This is a genomic window from Streptomyces sp. NPDC015532 (genome assembly GCF_043078065.1).
Taxonomy (GTDB): Bacteria; Actinomycetota; Actinomycetes; order Streptomycetales; family Streptomycetaceae; genus Streptomyces.
The window spans coordinates 195,564-212,661 of sequence record NZ_JBIBSY010000006.1 but is presented as its reverse complement, the minus strand read 5'-3'; the positions used below and the strand labels follow the sequence as shown (position 1 = coordinate 212,661).

The following is a 17,098-nucleotide window of genomic DNA, read 5'->3' as shown; positions in this document are numbered from 1 at the left end:
TCAGTACTCCACTTGCTGGCTGCGGCGGCGGATGACGGTGACCTCGTCGCGCTGGTTGCCGGTCGGGCCGTAGTAGTTGAAGGCGTAGGTGAACTGGGCGTAGCCGCCCGCAAGATGGGTGGGCTTGAGCAGCAGCCGTGTCAGGGAGTTGTGGATGCCGCCGCGCTTGCCGCTGACCTCGGTCTTCGGGACGTTCACGTTGCGGTCCTGGGCGTGGTACATGTACACGGTTCCCTCGGGCATGCGGTGGGTGACCACGGCCCGGGCGGCGACGACGCCGTTGCGGTTGTACGCCTCGATCCACTCGTTGTCCTTCACGCCGATCTTCTCGGCGTCCTCCAGGGACATCCAGATCGTGGGTCCGCCACGGGACAGGTCGAGCATGTACTTGTTGTCCTGGTAGTTCGAGTGGATGGACCACTTCGAGTGCGGGGTCAGATAGCGGACGGTGACCTCCGCCCGGCCGTCCTCGCGCAGCTGCTCGTCGCCGTAGTGCCGGGGCGTGTTCAACGGCGGCCGGTAGACGGGAAGCTGCTCGCCGAGTTCGGCGATCCAGTCGTGCTGGACGAAGAAGTGCTGGCGGCCGGTGAGGGTGTGCCAGGGCTTCTTGTGCTCGGTGTTGATGACGAAGGGCGAGTAGCGCCGGCCACCGGTCTCCGAGCCGGACCACTCGTAGGAGGTGATCACGGAGCGGGGCTGGGTGCGGGTGTCGTCGAAGGTGATGCGCTCGGCCTCGCGTTCGGCGGCGAGTTCGACCAGGCCCTCGCTGCCGGTCTGCCGCTCCAGCTCCCGGAAGCCCTCGGTGGCCAGGCGGCCGTTGGTGGTGCCGGACAGGGCGAGGATCGCCTCGCACATGTCGGAGGCGGTGGCCAGCGAGGGCCGTCCGGCGGCGATGCCGTCCCTGACCGTGCCGTTGCGGCGCCGCAGGTCGTCGATCTCCTGGTTCGGGTGGACGGTGACGCCCTTGGTGGTGGTGCCCAGCGTGTCGAGCAGCGGGCCGACGGCGCGCATCTTCTGCGCGATCGCGGCGTAGTCCCGTTCGATGACGACCAGCTTCGGCATGGTCCGCCCGGGAACCGGTTCGCACTCGCCGGCCTTCCAGTCCCGCACCACCCCGCCCGGCTGGGCGAGTTCGTCCGGGGTGTCGTGCAGCAGAGGCACCGCGAGGACATCTGTGCGGGTGCCGAGGTGGTCGGCGGCCAGTTCGCTGAACTTGTCGGCCATGGTCAGGAACATGTCGTAGTCGGTGCGGGCCTGCCAGGGCGGGGCGATGGCCGGGGTGAAGGCGTGCACGAAGGGGTGCATGTCTGTGGACGACAGGTCGTCCTTCTCGTACCAGGTGGCGGCCGGCAGGACGACGTCGGAGAGCAGGCTGGTGGAGGTCATGCGGAAGTCCATGGTGACCAGCAGGTCGAGCTTGCCCTCGGGGGCCTCCTCCCGCCACACCACCTCCTTCGGGCGCCCCTCGGGCGGGGTCTCCTCGGAGCGGACCGCCGCGTCCGTGCCCAGCAGGTGGCGCAGGAAGTACTCGCTGCCCTTGCCGGAGGAGCCGAGCAGGTTCGCCCGCCACACGGTCAGGACGCGCGGGAAGTTGGCCGGGTCGTCCGGGTCCTCGACGGCGAACCGCAGCCTGCCGGACTTGAGCTCGTCGACGATGTGCTCGGCGACCGGCCGGCCCGCGGCGGCCGCCTCGTCGGTCAGGTCGAGAGGGTTGCGGTTGAAGCCGGGGTGACCGGGCGTCCACCCCAGCCGCACGGCCTGCGCCAGGCAGTCGGCGAACCCCTTGCCCTTGAACCGCCCGTCCCCGAGCGGGGAGGCCAGCTCGTCGGGCCCGAATGCCTCGTAGCGCCACTGGTCGGAGTTCAGGTACCAGTAGGAGGTGCCGGCCATGTGCCGGGTGGGCCGTTGCCAGTCGAAGGCGAACGACAGGTGCTGCTGCCCGGTGACCGGGCGTACCTTCTCCTGGCCGACATAGTGCGCCCAGCCGCCGCCGTTGACGCCCTGGCAGCCGGTCATCGTGGTCAGAGCCAGGAAGGCGCGGTAGATGGTGTCGGAATGGAACCAGTGGTTGGTACCCGCCCCCATGGCGATCATCGAACGGCCGCCTGTGCGCTCGGCGTTACGGGCGAACTCGCGGGCGATCCGGGCCGCCTGCTCGGACGGAACCGAGGTGATCGTCTCCTGCCAGGCCGGGGTGTAGGGCTGCGACGCGTCTTCGTACGACGTCGGCCAGCTGCCCGGCAGACCCGGCCGCTTCACCCCGTACTGCGCCAGCATCAGGTCGAACACCGTGGTGACGAGGCGTCCGCCGATCCGGCGTACCGGCACCCCGCGCATGAGGACCGAGCCGCCCTCCGTGGCGCCCTCGTCGAAGCGGGGCAGCGCGATCTCGGCCGTCTCCTCGGCCCGCTCCAGCAGGCTCAACTCGGGTACGACGTCGCCCAGGTCGAGGTTCCAGCGGCCTCGCCTGGCTTCCCCCCACCGGAAGCCGAGCGAGCCGCCGGGGACCACGGGTTCACCGGTAGCCCCGTCCAGGAGAACCGTCTTGGACTCGGCGTGTTCCGTGTCGTGTCCGAGGTCGGCGGCGGTCAGGAACCCGTCCGGGACGAGACCGCGCTCGTGCTCGCGCAGGGCCACCAGGAACGGGGCGTCGGTGAACTTGCGCAGGTAGTCCTGGAAGTACGGCACTTCGCGGTCGATCAGGAACTCGCGCAGGATCACGTGGCCCATGGCCATCGCCAGCGCGCCGTCGGTGCCGGGGTGCGGGGAAAGCCATTCGTCGGCGTGCTTGACGTTGTCGGCGTAGTCGGGGCTGACCGCGACGACCTTGGTGCCGTTGTAGCGCGTCTCGGTGAGGAAGTGGGCGTCGGGCGTGCGGGTCACGGGGATGTTGGAACCCCACATGATCAGATAGCCCGCGTTCCACCAGTCCGCGGCCTCCGGCACGTCCGTCTGGTCACCGAAGACCTGCGGCGAGGCGATCGGCAGATCGGCGTACCAGTCGTAGAACGACAGCAGCGTGCCGCCGATCAGCGAGTGGAACCGCGCGCCGGCCGCGAACGACGCCATCGACATCGCCGGGATCGGGGAGAAGCCGGCGACGCGGTCGGGTCCGTACGCCTTGACGGTGTGCACCTGCGCGGCGGCGATCAGCTCGCTCACCTCGTCCCAGTCGGCGCGCACCAGGCCGCCCTTGCCGCGGGCCCGCTTGTAGGCCCGTGCCTTGGCCGGGTCGCCCGTGATCTCCGCCCAGGCCGCCACCGGGTCACCGAGGCGGCGGCGGGCCTCGCGCCACAGCTTCAGCAACTCGCCCCGCACATACGGGTAGCGGACCCGGCTGGGCGAGTAGGTGTACCAGGAGAACGACGCACCGCGGGGGCAGCCGCGCGGCTCGTACTCGGGGCAGTCCGTGCCGATCGACGGGTAGTCGGTGGCCTGGTGCTCCCAGGTGATGATGCCGTCCTTGACGTACACCATCCACGAGCACGACCCGGTGCAGTTCACGCCGTGCGTGGAGCGCACCACCTTGTCGTGCGCCCACCGGTCCCGGTAGAAGCCCTCCCACTTCGGGTCGCCTTCACCGAACACGGCTCGCCCGTCGGCCGACACCTCACGGCGGCTCAGCAGCCTGCGCGCGGCCAGCGGCCAGCTTTCACCGGCGCGCGACTCCCGCTGCCGTGCGTTCTGATCGTTCTCCATGGCCAGGACGCTAAGCGGCGGACCGCGTCCTCCACCCGGGGCTGGCGGTCCCTGTCCGATGGCCTACTGGCCCCACTTGGCTGGTCATAGTAGGGACCATTGGTCCCGGTGCTGGGTCCGGTCGGCCGGGGAGCCGGGCATGCCGGGCGTTGCATGCTGGCTGTGATCGAACTGCAGATGCCCATCTGTACGACCGCATTCCGTGCCTGTCAGGCGGCCATTCCCCCGTCCCTGGCTGCCGCAGGTGCAGCGCGTACGGCGCGTGGCGCCCGGTTCGGTCGGGCGTCCGGCCGCTCACTGCGGCCGGACGCGGTATCCACACCCCCCGGGGTCGGGCTCCACAACGCCACCCCGCCCGCATCGGCCGGCCGGGCCGACCGTGACCTGTTGGAGACACCGTCATGAGCGTGCTCACCCTCGCCTCGGCCCCCGAGGACGCAACGGCCCTTCAAAGCGCCGAGGCGCATCACGCCCGCCTGGCCGGGGAACTGGCCGGACGAGTGAAGATGCTGTTCACCGCAGTGGACCGGGACCCGAGCGCCGCCGAGAAGATCCACGCAGGTCTCGTGGCCTTCTGCGACCGCTCGCTGCTGCCGCACGCCGCGGCCGAGGAAGCCGCGCTCTACCCCGCCGCACACCGCATGCCCGAGGCCCGCCTGCTGATCGAGAGCCTGATCGGCGAGCACCGATGCCTCACCACGCTCGTCGACGCCCTGCACGCCGCCCCCGGCCCGGCGGCCGCAGCGGCGGACGCCCGGGCTCTGCAGGTGCTCTTCGAGGAGCACGTGGCCAAGGAGAACGGCCTGGTGCTGCCGCTGCTCGCCATGACGCCCGAGACCTCCCTGGCGGAGTTGCTAGCGGACATGCACCACCGGCTCGCGAACGACTCGTCCGCCAAGGGCGCCCCAGAACATCAGCACAACGAGGAAGGGCACGACATGTACGAAGGACAGATCGAGGAGACCGGTGGCTGCGGCGGGGCGTGCGGCTGCGGCGGCGCGGAGGAGACGGCCGAGCCCGAACTGGATGTGCGGGAGGTTCCGCACGCCCTGCGCCACGCCACAGTCTTCGGCGCCCTCGACGCCGTCCCGGCGGGCACCGCGATGGTGCTGGTCGCCCCGCATGACCCGCTGCCGCTGCTCGCGCAGATCGAACAGCGCAGCCCGGGAGCCTTCGCCGTGGACTACCTGGAACGCGGCCCCGACACCTGGCGGCTGCGGCTCAGCCACCGCTGACCCCGCCCTCCACTCCCCAGCGACGTATCGACGTTGCCCCACCCGGCATGCGCGCACCGCCGCGCATCCGCAAGCACACGAGGAAAGAAGGAGGACAGGTCATGGACGGATCACACCGTCGGGCCGGCGCCCTGCTCAAGACGGTCGGCGCGGCCCTGGCAGTCGCCGGGCCGGTCATGGTGTGGCGCGGCCGCGGTGGCAGGACGGAGATCCGCACCGAGCTGGCCGCCCAGAAGATCACCTTCCCGGACCACGGGCTGCCCGCCGAACTCGCCGCCCACACCGGCCGCCGCGTGGAAACCGGCTCCCAGGCGTACGCCTACGCCGAGTTCATCAAGGGCAATGTCGCCCATGCAACCGGCGGTCGCACTTATGCCGAGATCAGTGCCGAGTTGCACGCCGCCAGCGACGACGAGAAGCTCGCCGAGCTGCGCCAGACCGCGTTCATGGGCCAGTCCCTGCGCGCCTCGCTGATGTCCGCCTACCAGGCATGGCAGCTCACCACCCTGGTCACGGGCCTGGGCGCCGCACTGACCGGCTTGGGCGTCGCCCTGGCGGCCACGGCGGACGCCCTGGCACCCCGCTCCCCGAACCGATCCTGAACCCCTGCGGCGCGCCGGACGGACCCCGGTCCGCCGGGGGGTGCTCCCAGGGGCGGGCCGTCCCCCAGCACCACGTCGGCTGTCCGACACGCCCGTCCGGCCCTGTCGCACCTGCCGCGAAGAGGGACCGTCGGCCCTGTTCGAGAAGACTATCGGCCGCCGCGCCGACCACCGTCGCCGGTGGATGCTGACGGCGACCGAACCGGAGGTATCCCGTGCACGACCACGTCGACCACCATCGAGGCCGATTCCACCGCTGTCGCTCGCGGTGGGTGCCGCGCACGGTCCGGCCCGGTCACCGTCCGGCCGCCCGCCTCGTCTGCCCTACCTCCAGGGCGGCCGGACACAGCCCCAAGGTGCTGGGCAGGACCGTGCGATGAGCGCCGCCGCGCACGCCATCCGCCGCCAGCGGCACGACGCGGCCGACCGGCCGTTCATCGTCATCTGGGAGTCCACCCGCGCCTGCCCGCTGGCCTGCCTGCACTGCCGCGCCGAAGCCGTGCCCGACCGCGACCCGCGGGAACTGGACACCGCCGCCGCCAAGGACCTGCTCGACCAGGTGGCCGCCTTCGGGCAGCCCGCCCCGATCTTCGTGATCACCGGTGGCGACCCGTTCCAGCGCCCCGACCTGACGGACCTGATCGCGTACGGCAAGGAGGTGGGCGTACGGGTCGCCGTATCGCCCTCCGGCACCCCCACGCTCACCGAGGAGCGGCTGCGGGAGGTGCACGCGGCGGGCGCGGTCGGACTCTCGCTGAGCCTGGACGGCTCCACCGCCGGCCTGCACGATGCCTTCCGCGGCGTGCCCGGCGTGTTCCGGTGGACTCTGGACGCCTGGGACGCGGCCCGCGCGATGGGCATGAAGGTGCAGATCAACACCACGGTCGCCCGGCACAACCTGCACGATCTGCCCGACATCGTCCGCCTGGTCGCCGACCACGGGGCGATGCTGTGGAGCGCCTTCTTCCTCGTGCCCACCGGCCGCGGGCGCCAACTCGGCCTCCTCACCGCCGCCGAGACGGAGGACGTGCTCAACTTCGTTTACGACGTGGGTCTGACCGTGCCGGCGAAGACCACCGAGGCCCACCACTTCCGCCGCGTCGCTCTGCAACGCCAGATCCTCACCGCCGCCGGTGACAACCATGTGGCGGTGCTCGGACTCGGTTCGCTGTACCGGGAGTTGCGTGAGCGGGCTGTCGAGCTGGGCCTGGACGCCGGTGGGCGCCGGGTGCGCCGCCCACCCCTGGACGTCAACGCGGGCCGCGGTTTCGTCTTCGTCTCGCACACCGGCACCGTGCACCCGAGCGGTTTCCTGCCGCTGAGCGCGGGCAGCGTGCGCAAGACGCCGCTGACGTCGATCTACCGAACCTCACCGCTGTTCACCGGCCTGCGGGACGCCGACATGCTGGGCGGACGGTGCGGCCGATGCGAGTTCCGCCGGGTCTGCGGCGGCTCGCGATCCCGTGCCTATGGCGTCACCGGCGACCCGTACGCCGAGGAGCCGTGGTGCGGCTACGTCCCCGGCTCCTTCCCGCACCAGCGGGAACTGGCCGTTCTGCTGGACGGCGGCGCCGACGCGCAACCGCCTGTTCGCCCCTGTCCGACCGCCGCTGCCCCGGGCGGCAAGGAGCACCGTGTACAGCAAGAACGATGACCCAGCCGCTGGCGGTGGCCGTCCGCCCAGCAGGTTCAAGGCGTCCGGTCTGCGCAGTCGGCACCTGGCCGCCCATGTCCTCGTCGGGGCCTGGGCGGTGCTCGCACTGCTGGCGGCGACCGCCCAGCAGACGCTGCCGGTGGCCCGCTGGCTGGCGATCCACCTGTTCCTGCTCGGCGCCGCCACCACCGCCATCGTCGTGTGGAGCGAGCACTTCGCCGTCGCCATGCTCCACGCCCCCCAACCGAACCGGCGATGGAGCAACGCCCGGCTGGCCGGCGTCAACACCGGGACCGCCGGCGTCCTCACCGGCGTGTGGGCCGACCTGCCCGTCCTGACCGGAGCCGGGTGCGCGCTGCTGATCACCGCCATCACCGCGCACCTGGTGGTCCTGGTCCGCATGGGCCGGGGAGCGCTGGGCGGACGGCTCGCCCCGATCGCCGACTACTACCGGGCCGCCGCGGCGGCACTGATCATCGGCGCGGTGCTGGGCTGGCTGCTGGCCACCGGCAAGACCGGACCGCAGCACTACACCGCGCTGAAGCTGGCCCACGTGCACGTCACGCTCCTCGGCTGGATCGGACTGCCCGTCCTGGGCACGCTGTTCATGCTCTGGCCCACCGTGCTGGGCGTGCGCATGGCCGAGCGCACCACCCGGCTGGCGCGCCGGGTGCTGGTGCTGACCGGAGGCGGCCTCCTGACCGCGGTCGCCGGACTGGCGGCCGGATGGCGCCCCGCCGCCGCACTCGGCATCGCCGGCTACGCGGCCGGGGTCGCCGTCGCGGCGCACCTGTTCGCCCGTACGATGCGCCGACGGCCCGCGATCTCGGCGGCCGCCGCGTGGATGCTGGCCGCTGCCATGGGCTGGCTGACCATCGGCGTGGTCGTGGACCTGGTGTTCCTGGCCGCACGGCCGCTCGCCGAGGTGCGGGACGGCATCTCGTCGCTGGCCCCGGTGCTGCTCGTCGGCCTCGTCGCGCAGGTCCTCATCGGGGCCCTCACCTACCTGCTGCCCATCGTGCTCTCCAACGGTCCCAAGGAACGAGCCGCGCTGCGGGCGGTACTCGAACGGGGCTGGGCGCCGCGGCTCGTCGCGCTCAACGTCGGCGTTGCCCTGCTCGCGCTTCCGCTGCCCGACGCCGTCGGCACGGCCGGCATGCTGCTGGCCGGCGCGGCCGGGGCCGCGTTCCTCGCCCTGGCGGTGCGTGTGCTGGTCCGCAGCGGACAGGGTCTCCTCCAGGACGCGGGCGAGGCCGGTGTGGCACGGCGCCCCGCCCTGTGGGGTACCGCCGCGGGTGCCGTACTGATCGTGCTGGCGGTGATCGTGGCCAACAGTGGCGGGGACACGAGCGGCGAGACGAGCGCCGCGGGGACGGCGGGTGTGGGCGCCGGGACCACCCGCACGGTCGCCGTCACCCTGGCCGACATGCGCATCCGCCCGGCCCGGATCGAGGTCGCCGCAGGCACCTCACTGCGGTTGAAGGTCACCAACACCGACGCCCAGCGCCACGACCTCAAGATCGAGGACGGTCCCGCCACCCCGATGCTCGCCAAGGGCAGCACACGCGTACTCGACCTCGGACCGGTCGCCGAGGACCGTGAGGCGTGGTGCACCCTGCCGGGCCATAAGGCGGCCGGGATGACCATGGACATCGTCGTGAAGGACGACACCGCGACCGACAGCAGCGCCCACGACGGACACACCTCCGCTGCTGCCGACGACAGCGGCCTGGACCTCTCCGCCAACTTCTCCACCAGCTGGCAAGCACGCGACGCCGACCTGGCCCCCGCACCCGGCGGGACGGTCCGCAAGGTCGAACTGCACGCCGCCCACACGATGGTGGAGGTGGCTCCAGGCGTGAAGCAGCAGATGTGGACCTTCGGCGGCACCGCACCGGGCCCCACCCTGCGCGGCAAGGTTGGCGACGTCTTCGAGGTCACCCTCGTCAACGACGACACCGGCATGGGCCACGGCATCGACTTCCACGCCGGCTCCCTCGCCCCCGACAAGCCCATGCGCACCCTCGACCCGGGCGAGCGCCTGGTCTACCGCTTCCGCGCCGAGAAGGCCGGGGCCTGGCTGTACCACTGCAGCACCGCACCGATGCTGCAGCACATCGGCAACGGCATGTACGGCGCAGTCGTCATCGACCCGCCCGGCCTGGCGAAGGTCGACCACGAGTACGTACTCGTTTCCTCCGAGGTCTACCTCGGCACCCCGGGCAGCACCGCCCAGGTGACGAAGATGCGTCAGAACACCCCGGACGCCTGGGTCTTCAACGGCATCGCCAACCAGTACACCCAGCAGCCCCTGAAGGTGAAGGCCGGCGAGCGGGCCCGCTTTTGGGTGGTCGCCGCAGGCCCGAGCGACGGCATCGCCTTCCACCTCGTGGGAACGGTCTTCGACACCGTGTACAAGGAAGGCGCCTACGCCCTGAAGCCCGGGGATCCGGGCGGCGCGCAGGTGCTGGACCTGGCCCCGGCCCAGGGCGGCTTCGTCGAGACGACGTTCCCCGAGGCCGGCCACTACCCCTTCGTCGACCACGACATGCGCCACGCCGAGGCGGGGGCGCACGGCATGGTGGACGTGAGCGACTGATGGACACCGTCGGCTGGTGGTCCCTGGTGCGCTTCGCGCACGTCGCAGGCGCCGCCCTGTGGGTCGGCGGCCAGCTGGCCCTGTCCCTGGTGATCCTGCCGCTGGCCCGCCACCTGCTCGACCCGGACGCCAAGGACCGTTTCACCGCCGCGGCCGGCCGCCGGTTCGGGATGCTGACCGGCGCGGTGTTCCTGCCCGTGCAGCTGGGCACCGGCTGGGCCATGGCCTGGCACCGAGGCGTCACCTGGGCTTCACTGGCCGAACCCGGCTACGGCCGCACCCTGGCCACCAAACTCGCCCTCTTCGTGCTGGTGATGCTCGCCGCAGCGGGCCACGGCGTCGCCCACGCCAAAGGCCGCGCCGACCTGGCCCGGACCCTGGCCGTCGTCTCCCTCGTCGGCTCACTCGGAGTCGTTCTGCTGGCCACCGCCCTTCCCTCCACCTGACCCGTGGCAACGAAGAAATCTGGAGGCATCATGCGTTCCCAAGTCCTGCCGGACGCAGCCACCGTGGAGTCGCTCCTGGCTGCGGCCGTAGCAGCCCCGTCGATCCACAACACCCAGCCCTGGCGCTTCCGCCTGGACCCGACAGCCGCGCGCTGGAGGTCCATTCGGCGCCGGCGCGAACGCTGCCGCTGGCCGACCCGATGCACCGCGCCCAGTATCTGTCCGTGGGCGCGGCGGTCTTCACCTCCGCCTCGCCGTCCTCCACTTGGGCCAGCGACCCGAGGTGAGACTGCTGGCGGGCCGTCACACTTTTGCCTGTTGGCCGCCGTACGACTGACCGGTCCGCTCAGCGCGGACGACCAGCCCCTGAGCGATCGTGGCGGAGATGGGCAGGGCCGCGCAGGCCGCCGACGCCCGCCTGCGCGCTCCCCGGCATCATGGCCACCCGTACCCTGCCCTCGGCCAAGGACCGCAACCGCACACACCCAGAACGCTCCACCAAAACCCTCACCCCGCGACCGTCGTCCGGTACGCGCCGGACATCGACGCGGCCGCGCCATAGGTTCGCGGCCTCGATACACCGGCGCTCGCACTCCTTCTCCGACAACGACGCTGAGCGCGGTATCGCCTCGGTCGTCGTCGGCTGCCCGGGCGGGCGGCTGCTGACCAGCGACGGGCAGATGTACGGGAGGGGCTTCGCACGCTCCACCGCAGTCCCCGACACCGAGTACGCGCTGGCCGCGGACCAGCTGCGCACCATGGCCCAGCAGGGCGCCCAGGCCGACAAGCCGCTCGCGAAACGGCCGCCGGCCGCCTGCGTTGAGTGCGTCAAGCGGATCGGCTGCGGGTGCCGACTGAGACCGGTCCTGGAGCGGGCGGTCAGCTACACGATCCGTACGGCGCACTCGCTTTGGAGCTGTACGGCAGAGCCCGGACATTCGACGGCGCGGCCAAGGCATCGCGAAGCCGCTCGATCTCCATCCTCTGGGCGGCGATCTGAGACAGAGCCCGCTCCCTGAAGTCAGTGAGCCCATCGATCTGCTCGTCACGCGCGGCAAGGCGTTCCTTCAGCCCGGCGACTTGTTCCTTGAGGCGCTCGACCTGCGCCGCCCGCGGGTCCGGAATCACGCCCGTTTCCCGAAGCTCGGCCAACCGGCCCTCGAACTCCTGCGCCAGGTGCTGGTAGGGGCCAGGCCGCGGCGAGCCGTCGCGGTTCTTCTTGGAATAGAAACCGGTGCGGGCAACCCCGGCCTGGGTCGCGAGGGTCTTGATGTCGCACTTGCCGCCCGAGGGAACGTCACCGGCAAGGAGCCGTTCCATGACCTGCCGAATGGCCGTCTCGTTGTTCCGCCGGGTCTCGTCGCTGATGCGGGCCACGTCATGCCCCCGTTCCGCAGAGGGCGTCGATCTCGGCCAGCACCCGTTCATCGCGGGCAAGTTCCCTACCCAGCCGGACCTTCTCCGCCCGCTGAGCGCGCCCGATGGAGGCGATGAAGACCTTCTTGCTCTCGGCGCTGGCCGCCCACACCGGGCGGTGCCCGGCATGATGGGTGGCCTGGGGGCACCGCGCCGAATCGCACATGCCGATCAAGGGCTCTGTCGCCCCGCGGGCGTGGGCCCCTGCGAGCTTGAGGCACAACGCCTTGGACGGATCGAGGAACCAGCAGTAGTTTGCCGGCCCCAGGTGCAGGGACTTGGCCCGCTTGGCGAGCAGATTCGTCACCTCCTGGTCACTGCGCTTGATGTTCGGCGCCCCGGAGGAATCCAGCTGTTCGTCGACGAACGCGAAGAAGTCCAGGAGGTCGCTGGCGCCAGGCCCCGCGGGCCGAATACCGTTCTGGTAGTCGTGGAATGCGTCCAGGGCGACGCGCATCTTGTGCTCTCGCTCCTCTTGGCCGAACTCGGCCATCAGCACCGACTGGGCCCCACCGGGGCGGTCCGCGTAGCCCTCGGTGGTGACCACGGAAATGTGCTTGAGATGGATCTTGGCGGCCAGCAGACCACCGGGCCGGTGCGCCATTTCCACCGCGAGGGTTCTCCGTAGCATCCGCAGACTGACCGGAACCTCGGGGATTGGCGCCAGCCCAAGTCGACGGCCCTCTGGGCCATTGATCCAGGTCAGGAACCATTCGTACGGGGTGAAGAAGGAGAGCGACTTGAACAGGTGACCGTCGTTCTTCACCGGGTCAGCGAGCGAGGCGGCTACATCGGCGGTGTCGTACGCCTGCTTGATGGTCACCCACTGATCGTGTTCGCCGCCCAGCTTCCGGCCCTTGATGACCTTGCCCTTCAGGCGGTAGCGGACGCGGCCCTCGCCGAGCTGTTCGGGAGGCAGGCGGCAGTCGTGGGTCAGCTCAGCCAGTTCGCTCTTCCGCATGCCTGTCAGCGCGGCGAGCGCGATCAGGCAGGCTGTGCGGGCCCGGGAGAGCTGCAGTCGGGCCTCGGTGGTGTTCATCGGCAGAGTCCAGGGGACACTACCCCGTCCGTCCGCGCGTTCGACCAGGCCGGCCGCCCGGCCCCAGCGCTTGGACAGGCCGACTTCCCGGACGGCCTTCTCCAGGTGACCGCGCAGGGTGGGCAGCCACGTGTAATGGAATGCGCGCCGTCCAGTCTCGTGGGCGAGGGAGATCAGGTTCACCCGTAGCAGCGGATCGTCCGGATCCCAGCCGTCCGCCAGCCGCTCGGCCACGACGTGATCGAGGGCGACATCGAACGGATCAGCCTCCTGTATGTGGCGGTCGATGGCCCGCGCGACCTCGACCCTCCAGTCCGGACGCCCACGGTTGTTGCGGCCCGGCCGATTCGGCACCATCTCCTGCAACTGCTGCTGCAGCTCCATGACGTGCGGCGCCAGCACCTCCACCACGTACAGGGCCGCCGCGACGAGCGGTTGGAAGACGTCGTTGCTCAGCGGCGGTGTCGTGTTGCCCGTCCGACGGACCATCCCGGCAACGGAGTACGCCGTGCGTCGCCCCCACGGACGGAAGGCCGACATGTAGCCGTCGGCTGAGAACAATTCCTTGTAGTAGCCCAGCTCCTGGATGACCGCCACTACGTCCATGCGGTAGCCGGGGCTGCTGTCGCGGATCACGACGCCGTCCTTGTCCCGTACCTTCTTGCGAAGTTCCAGGTAGGCGGCGCAGTGCTGCTGGGTTACCTCCTCGAGATTGTCTACGCCCTGTTCGGTGAGCCAGTTGAGCCAGCCGGTCAGCACGGTCAGCCGCCCGTGCACCGTGGCTATCTGCACGGGTGTTCGGTAGGCGTGGGCAAGTTCCCGCACCGCGGGGTGGTCCGGTGCGAGCCGGGCGAAGATGAACTCCTTTGCGAGTTCCCTCCACTGGGGATTGAGGATCTCGGTGAAGGACAGGATCCGCGCGTGCCGCGCAAGGTACCGCGGCAGCCCGATGACACCGGTGAAGTCCCAGACTGCGTCGTCGAAGTGAGGATGCGGGCCCGCGCCGTGGACCGGCAGGCCGGCCGCGGCGCACACGTCTTCGCCTCGAAAGACGGAACGCGAACAGGCAGCCGTGAGGCCCGTGGGCCGGTGCAGGGTGGTCATACGGTGTGCTCCTCAGGTCGCAGGGGAAGCTCGACATCGGAGTCGGTGACCTCGGCAGCGGCTGCCCGCAGCGCGTGCTCGGAGAAGTACCGGTCGGGGGTCAGGATCTCGTCGAGACGGTGGGCGTACGGGCCGAAGACAGGGATGAATTCGGCGGTGGTCATCTGCTGCCACTGGCGGGAGAAGAACGCCCGTAGCCGCAGCAGGTTCGGCAGATGGCGGGGGGTGAACAAGGCCAGGGGGCACAGCAGGCACACCCACGGGCGTGCTGGACAGGGCTTGCCCTTCGGCCCGTGGAGTCCCGACAGCTGATCCCCACATGCCGCGGTGAATACGTCGCGTTCCCCGGACAGCAGCTGCGCCAAGGCGTTGTCGTCCAGGCCGAGCCGCTTCATGTGCTCAGGGTAGTTCTCCACCAGGTCGGCCGTTTCAGCGGTGGCCAGCACCAGAGGTGGCAGCGCCCGGCGAACGAGGTCCTCCTGTGCCTGGGCGATGATGTCTTCCGCCGCCTCGCGCTGAGCCGGCGTCGTGTTCGTCAGGTAGTGGTCCCCCTCGACGCCGGGGGACCGGTTCGGATCCAGCGTGGATCGGCGGCTGCCGCGCCAGTGTGACCGGTCTTTCAGCGCATCGTGGGTAGTGCGGATGCGGTGCCGGTGAAGGAACAGGGGACGACCATCGTCGCCAGTCATCTGCAGGGGACGCCCGTCCTCGTCGACGGCTTGGCGCCGCTCCACCCACTTGCATATGGACAGGCGCGTGGCCGGCTTGGCCAGCCACCGTTCTCCCGACCGCGTGCCGCCCGGCGTGAAGCGCGCCCAGAGCTCGTCGCACAGTTCCTCGGGCGCGAAGCGGCGGGCCACCGCAGAGTGATCGAGCCACTGTTCCAGCAGGCGAGTGGCCTGACGTGACAGAGCAAGGCTCTCCGCCGCCGTGCGGCCCTTGACGTAGCTGAGGAGGATCTTCTCGTCACCCGCCCACTCGATGTCGTCGAGTCCCAGGTCCGCGATCCCGTCCGGCACGATCCCCGTGTAGGCGCCGAACAGCAGCTGATAGGCGATCATCACGTCCAGGGTCGGGAGGAGCGGATCCAGCATCGCGCGAAGACCGACCCCGTATCTCTGCCGGAAGGGGGACGAGCCCCGGTCTGCCATCTCGTTGACGAGCGGGTCGGGCCCGTCGTGAAGCACCAGCCAGTGGTGGGCAGTACGCTCACGGAGCGAAGCCCCTGGACCGTCAGCTGACGAAGCGTGATCACGGGCCGCGCAGAACGCGCGGAAGGCGCCATCGACCTCGGCCCGGCAGGTACGGATGAGCCGGGCCCATTCGGCCTCGCTGTACGGCTGGTGCGAGCCGTACCGCTCGCCCGTGTTGAACAGCCGGCCATCGACGAACGCGCGCACATCCGGCGCCAGAATCTGATCCTGGTCGTCCGCGCAACGCAACATCGCCCGCAGCGCGCTCTCCTGCGAGGATCGCACCCCTTGCCGCCAGTACCGGGCGAGGAGCGCGCGCGTCAGGTCGGATGCCCCGCCGGAGAACCCGAACTCGACCAGCCAGTCGGTGAATCCGCGGACGGCCGTGAGGTACAGGTCGAAGCCGCCCGCGCTGTCGACCTGCCCGTGCGGATGTACAAGATCCGTAGCGCCTTCCAGTAGAGTGCGTGCCAGCCCCGGGAGCTCCACTGGCCGCAGCACGCGCAGGGGACGGCGGTACTCCGACCCGTCGCTGAAGATGCAGTGCACACCCAGCGGGTCAAGGGTGACGGTGGCCGGCATCAGACCACCGCCGGCTCGTCGTCGAACTCAGTCTCGAGCTCCAGCTCGGCCTCTTCGTCCAGCAGCCCGTACTCCTTGCCGACCCGTCGATACAGGGACGTGAACAGGCGGAGCACGTCCAGACGGTGGAGGTACGATTCCGTGGTCAGCGAACTGGTATGTCCGAGCAGATCACGCAGAATCAGCAGCGGTTCCTGGGTCCGCAGGTAGTGCGCCAGGGCGGCATCGTCATCGGTGTCGCGGACCTGTCGAGCGGCCTGCTCGTACCAGCCGCGCATCAGCCGCGCCATGGTCGCCATGGCCATGGTGTGACGCAGCCGATGCGGATTGACGTGCGGAAAACGAGGCTCGTAACGCTCGCGGATGCGATCCGCGGTCCTGGCGAAGACCGAGGACCATCCGGTGAACGGGCGTCCCTGGCCCCACACAGACAGCAGCATCGAACCCCCCTCCGGGGCGACCAGACGCCGCCGCTCGTCAGGTACGAGCGAACTCCACTGCACACGGACCCCGTTGACACGCCCTCCCCGCTGGTCGGCCTCCGTCACGAACAGCGGCTCCCCCCACCGGGCCGGCGGACGCCACGACGATCCGAACGTCGCCGCTGCCCTGTCGAGAGCGATGTAGGAGTGCAGCTCAGCCAGCGCGTCGTAATCGATCCACGACTCGCGGTACTTGCTTCCCTTGGTAACCCCGGACGGGACCGGGAACGACACCGGCACCGCAGTCCGTCGCGAGGGAAGCGGCGGCACCTCGCAGACCAGCAAGTACGTGTACTCCTGGCTGCGTAGCCCGCTGGAGACGATCATCCGGCCGACCGCCGAGTTCCGGGCCAACTCTCGCCCTCGGTACCGCAGATCCCGCTCCCCGTCCGGGCCCAGGCCCGCCAACGCCTTCAGGAGGATGTCCGTGAAGTCGTCGTCGAGATACTTGATCGTCACATGGGGCTTGGCCTGGCGCCTTCGTGACTGGTTGACCCGCCCGCGACGGACTTGCCCCTTGAAGGCCCAGACCGCCTGCCGGTACGTGAACGGCTCGGAGTCTGCGTACTCCTCATCCTTCGCCCACTTGTAGAACCCCGCCAGAATCCCCATGTTCTGGTTCCACGTGGACGCCTCGAAGCGATGCTTGATGGGGCCCTGGGCTCGATAAACGGAGTACGCGCCCAACGCCGCCTTCAGCCGACGCCGCGTGTCGAACAGGGCGACTCCGTGCTGGGATATGAACTCCAGCCACTCACGCACCGTACGCACGTAGTAGGGCCACGAATTTGGCGATGGGCATCCATTCGCTGGCAGCTCGCAGGCCCAGCAGTTGATCACGGTGGTGGGACGGACGCCGTTGCTGTCTTCGAAGAGAAGGTCGTCGTCGAACAGCAACGGCATCCCCTCCGGGATCGCCGGCCTGAACGCAAGTCCCCAGGACTCCCAGCCCGCTGATGAGTACGTCGATTGGTGCATGGCCGATGAGTACCAATGCAACCCGGCTGAGTGCAACAAGCAAACGAGCAGGTCAGGTGGCACATCCGG

10 protein-coding genes are annotated in these 17,098 nt (G+C 70.1%); 5 read left to right on the top strand and 5 right to left on the bottom strand.

Going from position 1 to position 17,098, the window contains the following annotated elements; translation table 11 throughout:
- A complete protein-coding gene (locus ACF07B_RS21175) occupies positions 1-3,699 on the bottom strand; it encodes a nitrate reductase subunit alpha (protein WP_392180041.1) in 3,699 nt (1,232 codons plus the stop codon).
- Positions 3,700-4,100: 401 nt separating this feature from the next.
- On the opposite strand from ACF07B_RS21175, the gene ACF07B_RS21170 reads away from it, so the two are divergent.
- From ACF07B_RS21170 to ACF07B_RS21150, 5 genes are all read left to right on the top strand, one after another.
- Positions 4,101-4,934 (top strand): DUF2249 domain-containing protein, encoded by an 834-nt coding sequence (locus ACF07B_RS21170; protein WP_392180040.1) that lies wholly within the window; start codon positions 4,101-4,103, stop codon positions 4,932-4,934.
- A gap of 101 nt (positions 4,935-5,035) precedes the next feature.
- On the top strand, positions 5,036-5,536 hold the full coding sequence (locus ACF07B_RS21165) for a hypothetical protein (RefSeq protein ID WP_392180039.1): 501 nt from the start codon (positions 5,036-5,038) through the stop codon (positions 5,534-5,536).
- Positions 5,537-5,912: 376 nt separating this feature from the next.
- A complete protein-coding gene (locus tag ACF07B_RS21160) occupies positions 5,913-7,190 on the top strand; it encodes a TIGR04053 family radical SAM/SPASM domain-containing protein (protein ID WP_392180038.1) in 1,278 nt (425 codons plus the stop codon).
- Positions 7,171-9,789 carry a cupredoxin domain-containing protein gene (locus ACF07B_RS21155; RefSeq protein WP_392180037.1) on the top strand — a complete coding sequence of 873 codons (2,619 nt, stop codon included), beginning with the start codon at positions 7,171-7,173 and terminating at the stop codon, positions 9,787-9,789. The genes ACF07B_RS21160 and ACF07B_RS21155 overlap by 20 nt, the downstream gene beginning before the upstream one ends.
- Positions 9,789-10,235 carry a hypothetical protein gene (locus ACF07B_RS21150; RefSeq protein ID WP_392180036.1) on the top strand — a complete coding sequence of 149 codons (447 nt, stop codon included), beginning with the start codon at positions 9,789-9,791 and terminating at the stop codon, positions 10,233-10,235. The genes ACF07B_RS21155 and ACF07B_RS21150 overlap by 1 nt, the downstream gene beginning before the upstream one ends.
- Before the next feature lie 879 nt (positions 10,236-11,114).
- Here ACF07B_RS21150 and ACF07B_RS21145 read toward each other — a convergent pair.
- Genes ACF07B_RS21145 through ACF07B_RS21130 form a run of 4 tightly spaced genes read right to left on the bottom strand, consistent with a single transcriptional unit; the run spans position 11,115 to position 16,954 of the window.
- Complete coding sequence (locus ACF07B_RS21145; RefSeq protein ID WP_392180035.1) at positions 11,115-11,612, bottom strand: hypothetical protein; 498 nt, start codon at positions 11,610-11,612, stop codon at positions 11,115-11,117.
- A gap of 1 nt (position 11,613) precedes the next feature.
- On the bottom strand, positions 11,614-13,794 hold the full coding sequence (locus ACF07B_RS21140) for a site-specific integrase (protein ID WP_392180034.1): 2,181 nt from the start codon (positions 13,792-13,794) through the stop codon (positions 11,614-11,616).
- Positions 13,791-15,569, bottom strand: a complete 1,779-nt coding sequence (locus ACF07B_RS21135; RefSeq protein WP_392180033.1) for a hypothetical protein — start codon at positions 15,567-15,569, stop codon at positions 13,791-13,793. The genes ACF07B_RS21140 and ACF07B_RS21135 overlap by 4 nt, the downstream gene beginning before the upstream one ends.
- Positions 15,569-16,954, bottom strand: a complete 1,386-nt coding sequence (locus tag ACF07B_RS21130; protein ID WP_392180194.1) for a site-specific integrase — start codon at positions 16,952-16,954, stop codon at positions 15,569-15,571. The genes ACF07B_RS21135 and ACF07B_RS21130 overlap by 1 nt, the downstream gene beginning before the upstream one ends.
- Between the last annotated feature and the right edge of the window lie 144 nt (positions 16,955-17,098).